19 protein-coding genes and 1 other RNA gene are annotated in these 16,605 nt (G+C 52.9%); 13 read left to right on the top strand and 7 right to left on the bottom strand.

Going from position 1 to position 16,605, the window contains the following annotated elements:
* Positions 1 to 307: 307 nt before the first annotated feature.
* Both QC823_RS15460 and QC823_RS15455 read right to left on the bottom strand, forming a co-directional pair.
* Complete coding sequence (locus QC823_RS15460; protein WP_309657234.1) at positions 308 to 934, bottom strand: hypothetical protein; 627 nt, start codon at positions 932 to 934, stop codon at positions 308 to 310.
* Between the two features lie 103 nt (positions 935 to 1,037).
* On the bottom strand, positions 1,038 to 2,264 hold the full coding sequence (locus QC823_RS15455) for a tyrosine-type recombinase/integrase (RefSeq protein WP_309657233.1): 1,227 nt from the start codon (positions 2,262 to 2,264) through the stop codon (positions 1,038 to 1,040).
* A 346-nt stretch (positions 2,265 to 2,610) separates the two neighbouring features.
* On the opposite strand from QC823_RS15455, the gene QC823_RS15450 reads away from it, so the two are divergent.
* The 7 genes from QC823_RS15450 (at position 2,611) to QC823_RS15420 (ending at position 8,841) form a co-directional block, all read left to right on the top strand.
* Positions 2,611 to 3,900, top strand: coding sequence for a tyrosine-type recombinase/integrase (locus QC823_RS15450; RefSeq protein ID WP_309657232.1), 1,290 nt, complete (start codon positions 2,611 to 2,613; stop codon positions 3,898 to 3,900).
* A gap of 2 nt (positions 3,901 to 3,902) precedes the next feature.
* Positions 3,903 to 4,658, top strand: a complete 756-nt coding sequence (locus QC823_RS15445; protein WP_309657231.1) for a hypothetical protein — start codon at positions 3,903 to 3,905, stop codon at positions 4,656 to 4,658.
* An 88-nt stretch (positions 4,659 to 4,746) separates the two neighbouring features.
* Positions 4,747 to 4,938 carry a helix-turn-helix transcriptional regulator gene (locus QC823_RS15440; RefSeq protein WP_309657230.1) on the top strand — a complete coding sequence of 64 codons (192 nt, stop codon included), beginning with the start codon at positions 4,747 to 4,749 and terminating at the stop codon, positions 4,936 to 4,938.
* Complete coding sequence (locus QC823_RS15435) at positions 4,935 to 5,204, top strand: hypothetical protein (RefSeq protein ID WP_309657229.1); 270 nt, start codon at positions 4,935 to 4,937, stop codon at positions 5,202 to 5,204. Before QC823_RS15440 ends, QC823_RS15435 begins: the two co-directional genes overlap by 4 nt.
* Positions 5,197 to 7,998 (top strand): hypothetical protein, encoded by a 2,802-nt coding sequence (locus QC823_RS15430; protein WP_309657228.1) that lies wholly within the window; start codon positions 5,197 to 5,199, stop codon positions 7,996 to 7,998. Before QC823_RS15435 ends, QC823_RS15430 begins: the two co-directional genes overlap by 8 nt.
* Before the next feature lie 163 nt (positions 7,999 to 8,161).
* Positions 8,162 to 8,617: a hypothetical protein gene (locus QC823_RS15425; protein ID WP_309657227.1), complete on the top strand. Its 456-nt coding sequence runs from the start codon at positions 8,162 to 8,164 to the stop codon at positions 8,615 to 8,617.
* Positions 8,618 to 8,646: 29 nt separating this feature from the next.
* The gene (locus QC823_RS15420; protein ID WP_309657226.1) at positions 8,647 to 8,841 is read left to right on the top strand and encodes a ribbon-helix-helix domain-containing protein; all 195 of its coding nucleotides are present in this window, start codon (positions 8,647 to 8,649) and stop codon (positions 8,839 to 8,841) included.
* 179 nt (positions 8,842 to 9,020) lie between these two features.
* Here QC823_RS15420 and QC823_RS15415 read toward each other — a convergent pair whose 3' ends face one another.
* Positions 9,021 to 9,362 carry a hypothetical protein gene (locus QC823_RS15415; protein ID WP_309657225.1) on the bottom strand — a complete coding sequence of 114 codons (342 nt, stop codon included), beginning with the start codon at positions 9,360 to 9,362 and terminating at the stop codon, positions 9,021 to 9,023.
* Between the two features lie 279 nt (positions 9,363 to 9,641).
* Here QC823_RS15415 and yecR point away from each other — a divergent pair, with 279 nt between their 5' ends.
* Positions 9,642 to 9,947 carry a YecR family lipoprotein gene (yecR, locus tag QC823_RS16270; protein ID WP_422823678.1) on the top strand — a complete coding sequence of 102 codons (306 nt, stop codon included), beginning with the start codon at positions 9,642 to 9,644 and terminating at the stop codon, positions 9,945 to 9,947.
* Between the two features lie 387 nt (positions 9,948 to 10,334).
* Here the strand turns inward: yecR and ssrA are convergent.
* Together ssrA and smpB are read right to left on the bottom strand one after the other, a co-directional pair.
* Positions 10,335 to 10,712, bottom strand: a transfer-messenger RNA (tmRNA) gene (gene ssrA / locus QC823_RS15410).
* A gap of 44 nt (positions 10,713 to 10,756) precedes the next feature.
* Positions 10,757 to 11,251 carry an SsrA-binding protein SmpB gene (smpB, locus tag QC823_RS15405; RefSeq protein WP_250080169.1) on the bottom strand — a complete coding sequence of 165 codons (495 nt, stop codon included), beginning with the start codon at positions 11,249 to 11,251 and terminating at the stop codon, positions 10,757 to 10,759.
* Between the two features lie 121 nt (positions 11,252 to 11,372).
* On the opposite strand from smpB, the gene QC823_RS15400 reads away from it, so the two are divergent.
* Together QC823_RS15400 and QC823_RS15395 are read left to right on the top strand one after the other, a co-directional pair.
* Positions 11,373 to 11,807 carry a type II toxin-antitoxin system RatA family toxin gene (locus tag QC823_RS15400; RefSeq protein WP_309657224.1) on the top strand — a complete coding sequence of 145 codons (435 nt, stop codon included), beginning with the start codon at positions 11,373 to 11,375 and terminating at the stop codon, positions 11,805 to 11,807.
* Entirely contained in the window at positions 11,788 to 12,117 is a 330-nt protein-coding gene (locus QC823_RS15395) for an RnfH family protein (protein WP_422823677.1), read from the top strand. Before QC823_RS15400 ends, QC823_RS15395 begins: the two co-directional genes overlap by 20 nt.
* On the opposite strand, the gene QC823_RS15390 is transcribed toward QC823_RS15395, so the two are convergent.
* Positions 12,118 to 12,579, bottom strand: coding sequence for an outer membrane protein assembly factor BamE (locus tag QC823_RS15390; protein ID WP_309657223.1), 462 nt, complete (start codon positions 12,577 to 12,579; stop codon positions 12,118 to 12,120).
* 72 nt (positions 12,580 to 12,651) lie between these two features.
* Between QC823_RS15390 and fur the strand changes: the two genes are divergently transcribed.
* The gene (fur, locus tag QC823_RS15385; protein ID WP_179931150.1) at positions 12,652 to 13,107 is read left to right on the top strand and encodes a ferric iron uptake transcriptional regulator; all 456 of its coding nucleotides are present in this window, start codon (positions 12,652 to 12,654) and stop codon (positions 13,105 to 13,107) included.
* Between the two features lie 51 nt (positions 13,108 to 13,158).
* Here fur and ilvY read toward each other — a convergent pair whose 3' ends face one another.
* A complete protein-coding gene (ilvY, locus tag QC823_RS15380; RefSeq protein WP_309657222.1) occupies positions 13,159 to 14,052 on the bottom strand; it encodes an HTH-type transcriptional activator IlvY in 894 nt (297 codons plus the stop codon).
* 174 nt (positions 14,053 to 14,226) lie between these two features.
* Between ilvY and ilvC the strand changes: the two genes are divergently transcribed.
* Positions 14,227 to 15,243 carry a ketol-acid reductoisomerase gene (gene ilvC / locus QC823_RS15375; RefSeq protein WP_309657221.1) on the top strand — a complete coding sequence of 339 codons (1,017 nt, stop codon included), beginning with the start codon at positions 14,227 to 14,229 and terminating at the stop codon, positions 15,241 to 15,243.
* 148 nt (positions 15,244 to 15,391) lie between these two features.
* A complete protein-coding gene (gene pssA, locus QC823_RS15370) occupies positions 15,392 to 16,249 on the top strand; it encodes a CDP-diacylglycerol--serine O-phosphatidyltransferase (protein ID WP_309657220.1) in 858 nt (285 codons plus the stop codon).
* The last annotated feature ends 356 nt before the right edge of the window (positions 16,250 to 16,605 follow it).

Raw genomic sequence — 16,605 nt, 5'->3', positions numbered from 1 at the left:
TGGAATCGTGTTCTTGCCGGAACGTATTGATTACATTAGAGATTACCATCCACTATTTTTGTTTTCAGGCCTGCCTCGTGAATAACCCGGGCTCAGCAGCTTGTCTATGCCGCTCCGAGTCATATCCATGGAACGGCACAGGTTGGGCTTGGTGATTAAACGCTGGTCTTGCGGTAGGGCTTCGATGTTCATGTGAACGCTTCCGTTTAATGGATTACGTTTCACATGGTGGCGCTGCTTAAAACAGGATAGTCCTATATCGGATCATGGGCTTCCGACAATGACCCGATATTGAGGTATTTCGGTTTCAATAAGGAACACTATCCCTATCGTCTCGTGATGCCTGAACCTCTTTTATAACTTTGGCGATAGTTTCTTCATCTAAATGAAGCCCATGCTTGTTCAATATCGTCTGCAGCATTCCAGCAGCCTTGTAAGGCTCAGCAGGCATATCGCCACCCATAGCCTCAAGCGCAAGTGCTTCTATCAGCTTTAGATATGTTGTTTTGCTTCGGTGATGGACAGGTTTTTCTTCTTGGCGCTTTGGCGCTTTGATAGAAGTTGGCGGGTGCAGAGCTTCTGGTATCTCGTCATCTTTTACGTCTAAAGCCTTCAGCCAGTTGAAAGCACTTCTTTTGTCTAGCTGGGCGTGAACACAATCATTCTTGGGATCGTAGGCTTCCAGCCCTTGCCCTCCTGAAGGCATATAGTCGCCGTTATCACGCCAGTCTTTAACCGACATGCTTCCAATAACATTTACACGTTCTGCCTGAATTGCGCCCATGATTGTGCTCTGCCACTTCCACACTAAAGCTATTTCATCGTCGTCGATGTTATACCTATGCTCAAAGTTAGTTGGATCTACTTCAGCTAGTAAGCAAGCTAGATCGTCAAACGAAATGAGCGGATTGACCCGCCATGGTGATAAAGCCATACAGCGTTACTCCTAACGCTCGAACTCCAGATAGGTTGGCTGGCTAACATGGTGGAGTTATCCATGCTTTCGGGTGTACGGCCCTAGCCAGCCAATTCGGTTGTTATGCTCGCTTCATCTCTACCACGTTGCCGCGCTGCAAGGTATCCAGGTGATCGGCGTACCATTGCATCATTACGCGGCGCTGTTCGATGTATTGCGCCTTGTTATAGACGCCTGCCACGCCGTCTTTAACGTGCGATAGCTGGGCTTCAATGTGGTTTTCGTCAAAGCCGTGTTCATTCAGGATCGTGCTAGCGATGTGCCGGAAACCGTGCCCGGTCTGGCGTCCTTCATAACCAAGGCGGCGTAACGCCATGATGAATACCGTATTCGACCGTGGCGCGGTCTTGTCGCTTCGACCAGGGAATAATAGGGGTTGGTATCCGGTCAGTTGGTGAAGGTTTTGCAGGGCTTCAATCGCTTGCTTTGGCAGCGGTACGACGTGCTCGCGGCGGCGCTTCATCCGTTCGGCGGGAATCGTCCATAGCGCTCGGTCTAGGTCGAACTCCTCCCAGCGAGCCTCGCGTAGCTCAGAAGGGCGCACCGCCAAGCGAGAAAGCAGGAGCAGCCCGAGACGTACATCGTCGGCATGGGGATAGGAGCCAATAGCGCGAAGCAGGGCGGGTAGTTCGTTTTGGCTGACGTGGGAATAGTTGTTTGCCCGGCGCGTGGTCAGGTGCTTGTGCAGGCTCTCCAATGGGTTGTACTGAATGCGCCCACTCACTAGCGCCAGGTCATACACTTCCCGGCAGATAGCACGTATGCGGCTGGTCTGTTCAATGATGCCGGTCTTTTCCAGGCTACGAAGGAACTCTAGCCACTCCATCGGCGTTATATCGGTGAAAGGGCGCTTACCAAACTTGGGGAATACGTGCTTTTGCAGCGAACCAATAACGCGGGAAGCGGTGCCGTCTGTCCAATTCTGGCGCTTGTTTGTATGCCACTCCCTCGCCAGCGCTTCAAAGGTGCTGTTGGCTGCCTCTAGCGATTCGGCTTCCCTTGTCCGCTTGGAAACGATGGGGTTCTCTCCCTTCGCTGCGTCTGCCCTAAGTTGATCGGCTTTATCACGCGCTAGGCTGCCGCTTGTCTCTGGGTACCCACCAAGGCCAATCCATGACCATTTGCCGTCTGGCTTCTTGTAGCGCAACTCCCAAGACTTAGAGCCGTTGGGCTTCACCCGGAAGTAAAGGCCGTTGCCGTCCAATTCCCTGTATACCTTGGCCTCTGGTTCCAGCGTGGCGAGTACAGTGTCAGCCAGCGGGCGGCGCTTTATCTGGGAGCGTTTCATGCTTGTATGCCTCTGGTTCACAATATCGTGAAGCATACACACAGGCATACACGGTGCGCAATGCTGTATGGGGTGATGTGAAAGCATACAGACACAAAAAAACCCGCACGGGGCGGGCTTTTCTGCTGCATTCAGACCTATTTGGAAGCATCTGAATTAAGGTAAGTGGTGGAGGCGGCGTCCACCTTTCTAACGTATCACGCTATATCACTGAGTGTCTATAACCTATTGAAAGCCGCGTGGTTGCTGGCTTTGGCTATCTTATCGTGTATCGCCTAATATCACCCTATGCTATTCTTTATGGCTAATAGGTTGGCTAATGGGATGGCGTATAGGAGCAAAGGCGATGCCCAAGGTAGCGAAAGAATTAAGCGCGGCTGAAGTGAGGCGTATAGACCGCCCTGGCTTTCACCCCGTTGGGGGAGTTCCCGGCCTGCTGTTACAGGTTAGCCCCGGTGGTGGGCGTTCGTGGGTATTGCGCGTGATGGTAGGTAATCGGCGCCGTGGCTTTGGTCTGGGGAGCTTCCCCACCGTTTCCCTTGGTGATGCCCGTAATAAGGCCCGAGAATTGCGCGAAAAGCTGGCGCAAGGTATCGACCCGGTAGCAGAGCGCCAAGCCGCCCGCGCTGCGCATATTGCCGCCCAAGCCAAGCGCCTGACGTTTCGGGAAGCGGCTGAGCAGTACCACGCCACCAAAGAAAAAGAGTTCAGAAACGCCAAGCACCGCAAAGACTGGATTGGCTCGCTAAAGCGTTACGCCTTCATCCATATAGGTGAAGTGCCGGTTGGCGATGTGGAATTGCCCCACGTTCTGAAAGCGTTAGAGCCGATATGGGAAACCAAAACGGAAACAGCGACCCGCGTTCGCCAGCGTATTGAAAGCGTTTTGGCGTGGGCTGCTGTGCGTGGCTATCGTGGTGGTGATAATCCGGCCCGCTGGCAAGGTAACCTTGATGCCGTTCTGGCCAAGCCCGCCAAAGTGGGGAAGGGCAAGCGACACTTCCCGGCCTTGCCGTGGCAGCGAGTCCCCGAGTTCCTGCAAGACCTGCGCACCCGTGAAGGCATGGGCGCCCGAGCGCTAGAGTTCGCGATTCTGACCGCCGCCCGGTCTGGTGAGATACGCGGCGCCAACTGGGATGAAATCGACCTGAGCGCCAAGGTATGGACTATACCGGCTGACCGAATGAAGGCAGGCAAGCCCCACCGGATACCGCTATCACCCGCCGCCGTTACCCTGCTGGAAGCGTTGCCCCGTATGGAAGGCCAATCATTGGTATTCCCGGCGGTGCGTGGTGGCAAAATCAGCGACGTGACCATATTGGCCACCGTGAAACGGATGAACACCACCAAAGAAAAAGAAGGCGGCGAACAGTACACCGATCCCAGCGATGGCCGCCTTGTAGTGCCTCACGGTTTCCGCAGTGCGTTTAAGGATTGGGCGCGTAACCGTTCAAGCTACCCCGATGAAGTCAGTGAATTGGCGCTTGCCCACGTCAACAGCGATGCCACCCGCGCCGCTTATGCCCGTGATGAATTACTGCCCCAGCGTACCAAGCTGATGAAGGCATGGGCTGACTACTGCGCAGAACCGGCCAAGGCTGGCGCCAGCGTGACCGCTATTCGCAGGGAGGCGTAAGGATGAAAGCGCTAGAGTCTGAAGAATACCAGCGCCAGCGAGCCATGCTTGATGAAGAATGGCGTATAGCCGAAAGGCTTGATGACCTGACGCCCGAGCGCAAAACGCGAAAAGAATACGAATACGCCAAGCTGGAAGCGCGTCATGCTTTGGGCTGGGATGAAGGCGATATTGTAGCGGGCCTGATTTATCGCTGGCTGACGGTGCGCAACCCCTACCATATTGACCTTGCCGTTATGTACTGTCACCAGCATGGCCTTTTGCCGCCGCCGGTGCTATGGCGTTACGTTGGTGAAGTTGCTACCAAACGGTTTAATGGTGATGCGCCAACCGGTACGCCAGAAAAGATAACTAGGGAGCAGATAAAAACCAATGCCCTGTTATTGATGGCCAATTTGATATGTCATGGCGACACTGATGAAAAGGCCGCGAGTAAGGCCGCTGCCCACTATGCTGAACTTTACCCTAGCATGAAACCATACAAGGCCAGCACCCTACTAAAAGAATATCCTAAGCGCTGGCGCAAACCATACGAGCGTTCGCCTTTCCATCCAGATGAACTGAAAAAAGCGGCTGATGCCCTTGGCATGGAGGTAGACCTAAGCAACTTGCCAACGCCGCCTGCTACGATGGAAGAAGCCCATTTCCAAAACTGGCGAGAGCAAGGCTTCATTCCAGATGAATGGCGTGAACAATGGCGCCAACTTCGTAAACAACTGCCTGAAGCAGATCCTGACCTAACAGGGGAAAGACGCTAGGGGAAAAAAAGTATTTCGTTTTTTCCCGTCCAATTCATAACCTTAACCACCAAAATTCACCTTGTACCCACAAGATACGAGGTGAAGCATGACCCCTTACACTTATTTGACCGTCCGCCAAGCTGCCAACCGCCTAGCGGTATCAGTGCCCACCGTATGGCGTTGGGCGCGTGAACGTCCCGACTTTCCAAAACCCCACCGCCTTGGCCCTAATTGCACCCGTTGGCGCCTAGCTGACCTTGAAGCCTGGGAAGCCCAGCGCGGGGAGGTGGCACAATGAGCCGCCGTTTACTTCGCCTTGCCGCCGCCTTGGCTAAAGGCCCCGTGACCCGTGAACAGGCTGACCGTATCGCGCCAGCCAGTAATGGCCCCCACTACGTTGGTGTACTACGTCGCAAACTGGAAATTGACCTTGATTGTGACCGTGTTTCCTTCACGACCAAAGACGGGGAGGCATCATGGTATGGCCGTTATACGCCCACCCGAGAGGAACGCGCCAAGCTGATGGCGTTTGTGATTGAGCAGGGAGGGGAACTTGATGAATAGCGTAGAAAATAGCCCCGCTGTGGCTGCAACCACTAGCGAGGCTCAAGGTATTACTTCACACGAAAATAATAGCACCGTTACCGCAGCCCTGACCATTATCACGTCAACGAAACCGCAGCGCTTAACCAAGCGTTACCGGCTGGCTGATGGTGAACTGGTGAAGGATCCCGGCGGGGATATGGCGCAAGGTAGCGCCGCCGTTAAAAGCGTGGATGGGCTGGCGACTTTTGCCCGCTTATTGAAATCGCTCAAGAATAACCAAGCGTTAGCCTATGGCCGCCCCGAGCGTTTGAATACCGGGCTGGTATCTAAGCGCCGCTGGCTGGAAGCGGGCCGCCCTGATGACCCGATACCCCGGAGCAAAGAGCACTTTTCATGGGCTGCTGGCGCTGGCGTCATGATGGCGGACTATGACCCCGGCGATGATGGGGAACCGCTTTCCCGTGATGAATTGCTGGCTTGCCTTCATGCTGCTGTGCCTGCACTGGCTGACGTTGCCGCGCTGTGGTGGCCTTCATCGTCTAGCCATATTGTGAACACGGAAACCGGCGATGATTTAACCGGGCTGCGTGGTCAACGGCTGTACTGGCTGGCGCTGGATGCCCGCGATATTGAACGGGCCGGTAAGGCGCTGCAAACCTACCTTTGGGCCGCTGGCCATGGTTGGGTAGACGTGGGCGCCGCTGGCCAACGCCTAAAGCGTACCTTGCTGGATGCGAGCGTCTGGCAGGCTAACCGGCTGGACTTTGCCGCCGGTGCTGAGTGCGTCCCACCGCTGGCGCAACAGCGAGGCGAGCCGGTGCCCGTTGGTGGTGTGGTGGCTGTGCTAGATACCCAAGCGGTAATTCCCGACCCGGATCCCGCTACCGTTGCCGCTGCTGAGAAAAACAGGGTAGCGGCGATGCTTGACGCCAAGCCTAAAGCTGATGCGGTGCAAGCGGACTATATCGAAACCCGCGCCAGCGAAATGGCAGGCAGCGAGGCCAACGACGACACCCTAAAGCAGAGCCGGGAAACCGTAGCCCGCGCCCTGAGCCATAGCGTATTGGCCGGGGACTTCCCCATAACGCTGGTGGCTGACAATGGTAGTCAACAGGCGCTAACCGTGGGGGATGTGCTGGATAACCCCGACCGTTATCACAACTGCCTGACGCTTGACCCCATCGAACCCGAATACCAAGGCGGTAAGACGGTGGGCAAGCTGTACTTGATGGGCGCCCGCCCGCGTCTGTATTCGTTTGCGCACGGTGGCAAAACGTACAAGCTGAGTAGGCCACCCGCCCGCGTGGAGTTGGTCAAAGGGCGTACCGTAGAAGCGGTGGAGCAAGTGCTGGCTATCATGCGCCGCGCCCCGGATGTGTACGATTTTGGTGGGCCGCTGGTGACCGCAACTGATGGCCGCGTTTATCCACTGGATGAACACGCCTTGAAGCACTGGCTTGGCGGTGCTACCCAGTTCTGGCGCTGGCATAAGCTGAATAATGGGGATCATGCGGAGGTGCTGGAAGATCCCCCGGTAAGCGTGGCCAAGGCCCTGCTATCGCTTGGTGAGCGCCGCGCCTTGAAGAACCTGAGCGCCATTATCACCGCGCCAACCTTGCGCCTTGATGGCTCGCTGCTGAACCGTCCCGGCTTTGATGAAGCTACCGGCCTACTGCTGGAAATTGACGGTGATGAAATCCACCCGGTGCCCATGCACCCCACCGGGGAGCAAGTCGAAACAGCGCTAGAACGCCTGATGGTGCCGTTTGCTGACTTCCCCCTAGTAGGCCCCGTGGATAGAGGCGTTTTGCTCGCTGCGTTGCTAACCGCCGCCGTGCGTCCCGTTCTGCCCACTGCGCCCGCCGTTGGCTTTGATGCCCCGACCCAAGGCAGCGGTAAGACCCTGCTGGCCAAGTGCGTGGCTGTGCTGGCGCTCGGGGAGGTGCCCACGATATGGCCGCATACCCACGCCCGCGATGATGAAGAAATACGAAAGCGGATCATGACCATATTGATGACCGGCGCCCGTGCCGTGATATGGGATAACGTCATTGGCGTATTCGATAGCGCCGCCTTGGCTGGTGCTTTGACTTCCCAGAATTACAGTGACCGGATACTAGGCAAAACAGGCAGCGCCAACGTACCCAATAAAGCGCTGTGGCTGCTGACCGGGAATAACTTGACCTTAGCCGGTGACTTGCCGCGCCGTGTGCTCAAGTGCCGGATAGACCCCGAAACCGATAGGCCCTTTGCCCGTCAATTCGACGTGGATCCCGAGGCGTATTGCCAACAGCACCGCCAACGCATGATAACCGATGCCCTGACCGTTATTCGTGGCTGGCTGGCGTCTGGTGATGCGCCAGCACCGGGCAACATGGCGAGCTTTGAAGCATGGGACTTGATGGTAAGGCAGGCGGTGGCATGGGTAGCCCGTCACTTTGACATGCTAAGCGAGTATGCAGACCCGATGGAGGCCGTCAACGCTGCCCAAGCGAATGACCCTGAGCAGGAGCAGTTAGACGCGCTGCTGTGCTCGCTGGCTGATGTGTTTGGTGGCGACCCCTTCACCGCCAAGGATGTGAAGAAGATCCACGATAACTACCACGACCCGGAACTAAAAGGCTTTCACTTCCCTGAGGAAAAACAGGCATTGGCGGAAACCATAACGGAGTTCAAAACCGCAAGGCAACTAACCGCCCGCGCCGTGGGTAACGTGCTCAAGTTCCGGGCTGACCGCGTGGTCAATGGTAAGCGCTTGCGCCGCCGCAATGGCCGGGGAGGCGTTGCCGCTTGGGTAATTGAGAACGTCTAACATCCACCGCCTGAAATGGTTGCTTTGGTTGGTCTGGTGAGTCTGTTTTCGGTCGTCATGAAATAGGCACCCCAGATATTAGAAAGTCCCAAACGCAAAACGGGGGAAATCTAACCAACCAGAGCAACCAAACCAACCAGCACGCCGATATGAGGTAATGACTATGACCCGTTTCAATTTACAAGCGCTTGCCAACACTGCCCAACGTGGTGAAGGCTACCAGCATTTAACACCCGGCCAAGCGTGGAATGCCCACGCGCTTGGTATGAAGCCCAAACAGCTAACCAATCCACTTTCACCGCTCTTATCGCTTGTCTTTGGGCTGGCAGAGCAGAAACAGCGCGCCGATTTTGGTGAACCATCGAACGCCCCGTGCGAAATGTTTAACGCCGCCTTTGATAAAGTCCACCCGCCCTACGTTCGCTTATCGGTATTAAATCGCTTACGGGAAGGCGTTAAGGATCACTTGCTTGGCTTGGCGCCCCCTGGTGTGGATTCAGGCTATAGGCGTTTCAGTTTGGCGGAAGTGGCCCGCGTGCTTGATACAACAGAGGGCGAATTGCTGGCGCTAGCAGAGGCCACCGGCACGGCTGACCAACTGCGTGACCGGCTGAACTAATTTCCCGACTATAAAAAGGAACCGATGCCATGAGCCATAACCCGCGCCGTTTCACCCGTCCCATTCGCCTTATCGTTTCCGTAGAGGCTGACACTGTAGCCGCTGTGGATGCCTTGATGCACCGTGGGCGCCAGCATGGCCACCGTAACCGGGCTGAGTTCGTAAGGCGCGCTATTGAGCGAGAACTTGCACGCTGCCAATCTGATGATTTTCACACCCCATAAAAAGGGCTGATGATTTCCCGACGCATTAACGCGCGCGCCTGATAACCACGCCAAAAACAGGCGCCCGTGATGATTTTCGGGACAGTACGCGCCAGCCGTTCTAAATATCTCTACTTTCGAGGATATATAAAAAAGCTGCATCATTTCTTATATGAAAAAAAATGCAGTCAGCCACGCTATTACCGTTCAAGCTTGATTAATTCCCAGCGCCCTGACTCTTTTTTGTAATCTATTTCTATAAAGTAATCGCGCCGAATCATTGCTCCAAAACCATTTTGGGCATCTAAATGGCCAAATATTTTATAGCGGCATTCGCCTTCATCTGTTTTGAGGATTGTGGCTTCACTATGCTTAGGCCATTGGGCTTCAGAAGGTGCAATAAGCCCACGGTTGATTGTGGTTTTCGCAAATTCGTAAGCTTCGGCTTCGCTATTACAGATTCGGTCACTTTTTGGCCCTATCCCCAGAGCAATTACCGCCAACACAGCAATTCCAGCCATTAGCGCAAGAAAACCTTTCATTTTTTTTCCCCATTGTTTTTTGAACAGGCTAGGCGAATTTTAATTCGATGTCATTAATTAGCACTTCCCTTGCCTGAACCCTAAGGTTACCCCAAGGATAACGGCGACCCTGATGGTGCTTTTGGCGTCTATATGGGCGACATTAATTGCAAACTGATACTAAAGATTTAGCCTTCATAGCTAAGAAAATTGAATACACGAGTTGGCAGAGTTTAGGCGATAAGGTAGCTTATTCGAGTCTAGCTATAGCTAGTCTAAAAAAACTGATGAGGGAACAAAATGCTTAAATTAATCCTGCCGATTTTAGCGGTAACATTCATCGCTGGCTGTGCATCCCCAAAAACAATGCAGGCAACTGGTGGCAGTAAATCTGATGGAACTGTCAATATGTCATATGAATTCGGCCCATTCGAGTCACCCCAGGTAGATATGAGAGCTGCACAAAGGGCAGCAACACAGCGCTGTCAAGCTTGGGGCTATGAGAGTGCTAATGCTTTTGGTGGCGGACTATCACAATGCGTTTCCCCTGGAAGCGGAATGTGTAAGTTGACTCGTGTTACGCATACATACCAATGCTTAGATTAATTAATCAGTAAACTGAAGCCGCATGGCAGATGTGGAATGAAATGGTGGTAGCATTTTTACTACTGCCTGCAGAATATGGCTTTAACACAATCCCTTAACCCGCAGCAGCGGGTTTTTTTTGTGGTTGTTAGGGTGGTGTTAATGCGAGGCGGTTATGGTGCGTTTAGGTTGCCAGTTCAATTCCCAAACCGGGCTTTGAACCGGCGTCCCTGAGCAGGAATTGCAAAGCGCCAGCGTGGTAAGAGTTGAACGCGGTTATAGAAGCCACGCAAAAGCCGACCGTGATGTAAGGCAAAAAAAGGCGTTGGGTATGACTTTGGGGGATGGCTAATAGGTTGGCTAATAAACAAAAAAAGCACCCGTAGGTGCTTGATTTGCTTGCTAAGGTGGTGGAGGCGGCGGGAATTGAACCCGCGTCCGCCGGCACTCGCCCATTGGCTCTACATGCTTAGATTTCGTCTTTTGCTTTAACGCGACTGGCTCCGACGATCAGGATCCAGCCACGCGAGCCTTCTAAAGTTTAACGGTTGACGAGAAGACACCGCCAACCGCGGTCCTATTATTTTTAGCTCGTATCCCCTCAATGATGAATAGGCACATCACCTTGGGGCCGGACAAGAAGCTAACAGCTTACGCTGCTAGCGCGCCCTGAGCGTAGTTTTCGTCGTTTGCGACTATTTTTCGTGATGTTGGATTTACGAGATACATCACGCTCTCGGCATGCACCGCAGGGTTTGTCACCGGCGTCGAAACCATGTCGCCCCCTTAGTGAGACGCGCATTCTAACGCGTCTGTAACGAATTGACCAGTTATGCTTTGTTTTGTTCCCGCATAATACGGCCTTTTTGACGCTGCCAATCGCGATCTTTTTCAGTGGCACGTTTGTCGTGGGTTTTCTTGCCGGTGACCAGGGCAAGTTCGCACTTCACCTTGTTGCGCTTCCAGTAAAGCTTGAGGGGGACGCAAGTGTGCCCTTTATCCTGGGTCACCGAGAAAATTTTAGCGATTTCTTTGCGGTGAAGCAGTAATTTTCGCGTCCGTGTGGGGTCGGCTATTTCATGAGTGCTCGCGGTGTTAAGCGGCATGATATGGCTACCCAGCAGCCACGCTTCGCCATTGCGAATTAAAATATACGTGTCTGTTAACTGTCCTTTGCCTGCGCGAAGGCTTTTGACTTCCCATCCAGCTAGCGAGAGACCTGCTTCGAAGGTTTCATCAATATGATACTCAAAGCGGGCCTTCTTATTTTGAGCGATGACGCTGCTGCTGGGACCTTTTTTGGTTTTTCCTTTCTTTGTGGCCATGAAACCTCGTCATTGATCTGTTGGATGCCTCTTCGCGGAGAAGAGAGCCGTGATACTATTTGTGCGTTAAGATTAGCCCCCATGATACGCCTTGGGCACTATGAAGTCAGCGGAGAGGTCAATGCCAACCGTAAATCGTTCCGCATTGGTGCGGCACACTCCTAAGCAAATGTTTGAACTGGTGAACGATTTTGAGTCCTATCCGGAATTTTTACCGGGTTGTCGTCATGCGCGGTTGATTGAGCGCGATGATGTACATCTTATCGGTGAAATGACATTGGGGCGCGCTGGTATCGAGCAAACCATTAAGACGCGCAACGAGTTGTATTCGCCCGAGCGAATTGAAATGTCGCTGGTCAGTGGGCCCTTCAAACGTCTGAAAGGGCGTTGGCGCTTCGCACCGATGGGTGAAGATGCTTGCCAAGTCAGCTTGGAGATGGAGTTTGAGTTTGCTAACCGCCTCTTAAGTATGGCGTTCGGTAAGATATTTCAACAAATTGCGGGCCAACTAGTGGATGCGTTTACCAAGCGTGCCAATGAATTATATGGTCGCTGAAAGCGATATAAATTCGCTGCTTGTTGAGGTGGCGTTCGCATTGCCCCAGAAGCAACGCATCATTGCCCTCAAAGTGCCTGATGGAACCACGGTGCTTGAGGCGATAGAAAAGGCAAATTTGCCTCTGCTATTTCCCGAGGTTTCGCCTGAGATATTTCATCAAGCACCGGTTGGCATTTTTGGCAAAGTCATACGAGAGCCATCCGTGCATCCCTTGCGCCAAGGTGACCGTGTTGAGGTGTATCGTTCTCTAGAAATAGATCCCAAAGTGGCTCGCTTGGCGCGAGCAAAGCGCCAAGCAGAGCGCTAGTCAGGGTCTAGGCGCCGGTGCGCGTTCTGACTCAGGGGGTTGCGTTTGCGTGCTGTCACTTGGAAGCGCGTCCAGTGGGTCGGTGCCTTCTGATGCGGGGCCTAAGCTGGTTTCTGTGTCCAGTGGCAAATCCTTAGATAAATCACCTTCTTTATTAATTTGGGTAAGCTGCCCTTGGCGATCGAACGTTAGCGTTACGCGCCGGGTTTCGATGTCGCTATACGCTTTGTCTAGCCGAAAAACATAGTCCCACTCTCGCGAGTCGAAGGGGGCTTCGAGTAGAGGGCGGCCCATCACATACATGACTTGCTCTTCTGTCATGCCTAGTTGGAGTTGCTCCACCATCTCTTGCGTGATGAGGTTGCCTTGCGGGATGTCGCGTTTATAAACGCCGACATAGCTGCAACCGCTGATTAATGCGAGTGTGGCTGAGAACGTGATAATTCGAGTCAATTTTTGCATTTGCGCCTATTCTTCACTATCGTGGTTTCGGTCGATCATACCCGACCTAACCTGTTACTGCGAAGAGCAACCATGGCCGATCAGAACCATGAACTGCGTAAAGCCGGGCTCAAAGTGACCCTGCCGCGCGTAAAAATCCTGCAGATCCTCGAAAATGCCTCTGGCCAACACCATTTAAGCGCAGAAGAAGTGTATAAAACACTGATTGATGCGGGTGAAGACGTCGGCTTGGCAACAGTCTATCGCGTGTTAACTCAGTTTGAGACAGCAGGCCTTGTGATTCGTCATAATTTTGACGGCGGGCACGCTGTGTTCGAGTTGACCCAAGAAGATCATCACGACCACATGGTCTGCCTTAATAGCGGTGAGATCATTGAATTTGTCGATGAAATGATCGAGCGCCGTCAGCAAGAGATTGCTGAAGAGCATGGCTATGAGTTAGTGGATCATGCGCTGGTGCTTTATGTGCGTCCGAAAGATGGCAGCCCGTCACGCGCTGATAGTCACTTGCCTAGACCCCGACGTTGATACGTAGTCAATGAGTGATTTCGGCAGGCATTAAGCCTGCCGTTTTGCTTTTTAGGGGTGTCGCTCACTAACGGCCTCCCAAAGTGCTTGAATTCTAGGTCGTTTCAGACGCCGGTTGAGCACGCATAAGCCAACATCGTAATAAGGCAGCTCTGGTTTGACGTGAAGTACTTTGACACTGTCAGCCAGCGGACTGTTATCCAGCACAATTTTGGGTACCACGCCCACGCCAAACCCTAAGCCCACCATGCTGACAATCGCCTCGTGTCCTGCCACCTGAGCATAAATGCGCGGTGTAACGCCAAGTGCTTTGAACCATGTATCAGCATATTCGCGCGATAAGCCCGCTTCCGACAAGATCATTGGCACCGCTTCCCATTGTTGCGCGGTTGAGCTTTCGGGGGTGTGGGGTAGCCAGTCAGCTGGGGTGGTGGGGGCGATGAATACAAGTGAAGAGCGTGTGAGAGACTTAAATGCCAGCGCGGGGGGCGGGGTTCGTGGGCGCGGGGTAATAGCCATGTCATCATCACCTGATAACACCCGGTTCATCGCATTGGCGGGGTCGCCGGTATGCAGTTTGAATTCAATGCCGGGGTGCTGCAGACGAAAATCGCTAAGCAGTTCGTACAAAAAACTGTAGCTTGCGGTAACGGAGCAATAAATGCTGATGTCGCCGGTGAGTTGTGCCGCGTCGTTTGCTAGCGTTCGTTTAATGGTCTCCCACTGATCTAGTGTATCCCGTGCGTAACGTTGAAAGTGTACGCCTTGCGGTGTCAGCGAGACATGTCGATTGTCGCGTTCAATAAGCGTCGTGGATAGTTCTCTTTCTAGCTGCTGAAGTGAGCGGCTAAGGGTAGAGGGGCTGGTATGGCACTGTTCGCTGGCGCGGCCAAAGTGCAGGGTGTCAGACAAAGTGATGAAGTGCTTAAGCAGCCGAAAATCCATGAGAGCCCTTATTTCACTATGTGCATTATTGCATTGCAAATATAGCGTTTTACGCAATAGATAGCATCGCGTAAAGTGACTTTATTGCTTGAGGCGAGTGCTGCATGAGATAGCATCCGTTGCTATCAACGCTGGCACGACGTTTTATGTCAAACACTTAATGGAGTTTCTACTATGCACGTTTATTACGATAAAGATTGTGACCTGTCTCTCATCCAGGCGAAGAAAGTCACTATCGTTGGTTATGGCTCTCAAGGGCATGCGCATGCCAATAACTTAAAAGAGTCCGGCGTTGATGTAACGGTGGCGTTGCGCGAAGGTTCTTCTTCTAACGCAAAAGCGGAAGCCGCTGGCCTGAAAGTTGCCACTGTGCCGGAAGCTTGTAAAACTGCTGACGTCGTGATGATTCTGGCCCCAGACGAAAACCAGAAAGCAATCTATGAGCAGGAAGTAGAGCCGAACCTGAAAGAAGGCGCGACGCTTGCTTTCGCCCATGGCTTCAACATCCACTACAACCAAATTGAACCGCGTAAAGATCTCGATGTGATTATGATTGCACCGAAAGCGCCGGGTCACACGGTTCGTTCTGAATTTGTGAAAGGTGGCGGTATTCCTGACCTGATCGCGATTCATCAGGATGCCTCAGGTAATGCCAAAGAGTTGGCGCTTTCTTACGCAGCAGGTGTGGGTGGCGGTCGTAGCGGTATCATTGAAACCACGTTTAAAGATGAAACGGAAACCGATTTATTTGGTGAGCAAGCGGTTCTGTGTGGTGGGGCAGTCGAGTTGGTTAAAGCCGGTTTTGAAACCCTGACGGAAGCAGGCTATGCGCCAGAAATGGCCTACTTCGAGTGTTTGCACGAGCTCAAGCTGATCGTTGACCTGATGTACGAAGGCGGTATCGCCAACATGAACTACTCCATCTCTAACAATGCGGAGTACGGCGAGTATGTTACCGGTACTGAAGTGATCAACGAGCAATCGCGTGCCGCCATGCGTAACGCCTTGAAGCGCATTCAAACCGGCGAATACGCTAAAATGTTCATTAACGAAGGTAACAGCAACTATCCGTCGATGACCGCGCGTCGTCGCCTTAATGCCGAGCATGAAATTGAGCAGGTCGGCGCCAAGCTGCGTGGCATGATGCCTTGGATTGCTGCCAATCAATTGGTGGATAAATCGAAGAACTAATGCCGTCTTGCAAGTCGGGTCGGGGCGCGCTTTGTCGCGCCCCGAGTCATTTGTGGTTATTCACCGCAATGCTGGTTGAGTGCGCCTCACCGTGTAGAATGAACGGAAACCACCATTTATGTGATTTCATTTCAAACGGATGGCACTTATGACTCAGGATGCTCATAACGCAGAGCGCACTAGTTCACCCTCGTCGACAGAGAGCGACCCCTCTAAACAGGTGAGTAGCGAAGACCTGGCGAGTACTTTTTTGCGTGAAACCGAAGTCATAGAAGAGTCAGTTGAAGATGGTAAAAAAATTCGCCGCAAGGGTATCTATTTGCTGCCTAACTTGTTTACCACATCCGCGCTTTTCTCCGGTTTTTTTGCTGTTGTGGCCGGCATTAACGGTGAGTTCACCTCGGCGGCGGTTGCTATTTTTATTGCCATGGTGCTTGACGGCCTAGATGGTCGTGTTGCGCGAATGACCAACACGCAGAGTGAATTCGGTGCTGAGTATGACAGTCTGGCCGATATGATCTCGTTCGGCATGGCTCCAGCCTTAGTGGCCTTTACCTGGATTTTGCAGGATATTGGAAAGACCGGTTGGGTAGTGGCATTTCTGTACGTTGCTTGTGCCGCGCTTCGCTTGGCGCGTTTTAACGTGCAGATCGGGAGCGTCGATAAAAAGTGGTTTATCGGCTTGCCCAGTCCCTCAGCCGCGGCGCTGGTGGCGGCGAGCGTATGGACATTCCATAGCTTCGATGCAGATGCTTTCGGTTTCAAGCTGCTGATGTTGGTCGTTGTGGCAGCAGCAGGGGTGTTGATGGTCAGCAATATTCGTTACTACAGTTTTAAAGATTTCGATTTCAAAAAGCCGGTGCCCTTTGTGGTGTTACTGGCAGTCGTATTGGGATTTGTCATGATCTCTGTGGAACCCTCAGCGATGTTGTTATTGTTATTTGGGGCCTATGTGCTGTCAGGGCCGGTGTTAGCTGTCATGCGTAAGGCAAAGCCCAAGAGCTGAAATTTTTAAAAACCCCTTGCCAACCTGTCGGTGAACCCGTAGAGTACGCATCCGCTGCCGGCGACGCAGGGCGTTACCGGCGGTGATTGAAGGTGAAAACCTTCGGTTTGTCAGAGAGTTAGAGGTATAAGTGAGAGTGGTATATTTCAGTCACTTTTTACTTTCTTTACTCCACTCGCTCAAAACAGTGATTGACAAACACATGGAACGGCGTAGAATACGCCTTCCTCGCTGAGGCAAGCCATTCCGGTTATCGAATCGCTTACCTCAACGAAATGCTCTTTAATAATGTGATCAGGTAATTCATGTGGGCGCTTGCCGATGAGGGTGATAAATCACCTAATATCAAGGCAAGC

Origin of the sequence: Vreelandella vilamensis, from assembly GCF_031451755.1 — a bacterium.
GTDB lineage: Bacteria > Pseudomonadota > Gammaproteobacteria > Pseudomonadales > Halomonadaceae > Vreelandella > Vreelandella vilamensis.
Note: the sequence above shows the minus strand (reverse complement) of the source record. Positions and strands in the feature narration are given on the sequence as shown.

Bases quoted from the DNA above. Each gene is read 5' to 3' on its own strand.
- QC823_RS15460 (WP_309657234.1), bottom strand. From the start codon at position 934: ATGGCTTTATCACCATGGCGGGTCAATCCGCTCATTTCGTTTGACGAT.
- QC823_RS15455 (WP_309657233.1), bottom strand. From the start codon at position 2,264: ATGAAACGCTCCCAGATAAAGCGCCGCCCGCTGGCTGACACTGTACTC.
- QC823_RS15450 (WP_309657232.1), top strand. From the start codon at position 2,611: ATGCCCAAGGTAGCGAAAGAATTAAGCGCGGCTGAAGTGAGGCGTATA.
- QC823_RS15445 (WP_309657231.1), top strand. From the start codon at position 3,903: ATGAAAGCGCTAGAGTCTGAAGAATACCAGCGCCAGCGAGCCATGCTT.
- QC823_RS15440 (WP_309657230.1), top strand. From the start codon at position 4,747: ATGACCCCTTACACTTATTTGACCGTCCGCCAAGCTGCCAACCGCCTA.
- QC823_RS15435 (WP_309657229.1), top strand. From the start codon at position 4,935: ATGAGCCGCCGTTTACTTCGCCTTGCCGCCGCCTTGGCTAAAGGCCCC.
- QC823_RS15430 (WP_309657228.1), top strand. From the start codon at position 5,197: ATGAATAGCGTAGAAAATAGCCCCGCTGTGGCTGCAACCACTAGCGAG.
- QC823_RS15425 (WP_309657227.1), top strand. From the start codon at position 8,162: ATGACCCGTTTCAATTTACAAGCGCTTGCCAACACTGCCCAACGTGGT.
- QC823_RS15420 (WP_309657226.1), top strand. From the start codon at position 8,647: ATGAGCCATAACCCGCGCCGTTTCACCCGTCCCATTCGCCTTATCGTT.
- QC823_RS15415 (WP_309657225.1), bottom strand. From the start codon at position 9,362: ATGAAAGGTTTTCTTGCGCTAATGGCTGGAATTGCTGTGTTGGCGGTA.
- yecR (WP_422823678.1), top strand. From the start codon at position 9,642: ATGCTTAAATTAATCCTGCCGATTTTAGCGGTAACATTCATCGCTGGC.
- smpB (WP_250080169.1), bottom strand. From the start codon at position 11,251: ATGGCCACAAAGAAAGGAAAAACCAAAAAAGGTCCCAGCAGCAGCGTC.
- QC823_RS15400 (WP_309657224.1), top strand. From the start codon at position 11,373: ATGCCAACCGTAAATCGTTCCGCATTGGTGCGGCACACTCCTAAGCAA.
- QC823_RS15395 (WP_422823677.1), top strand. From the start codon at position 11,788: ATGAATTATATGGTCGCTGAAAGCGATATAAATTCGCTGCTTGTTGAG.
- QC823_RS15390 (WP_309657223.1), bottom strand. From the start codon at position 12,579: ATGCAAAAATTGACTCGAATTATCACGTTCTCAGCCACACTCGCATTA.
- fur (WP_179931150.1), top strand. From the start codon at position 12,652: ATGGCCGATCAGAACCATGAACTGCGTAAAGCCGGGCTCAAAGTGACC.
- ilvY (WP_309657222.1), bottom strand. From the start codon at position 14,052: ATGGATTTTCGGCTGCTTAAGCACTTCATCACTTTGTCTGACACCCTG.
- ilvC (WP_309657221.1), top strand. From the start codon at position 14,227: ATGCACGTTTATTACGATAAAGATTGTGACCTGTCTCTCATCCAGGCG.
- pssA (WP_309657220.1), top strand. From the start codon at position 15,392: ATGACTCAGGATGCTCATAACGCAGAGCGCACTAGTTCACCCTCGTCG.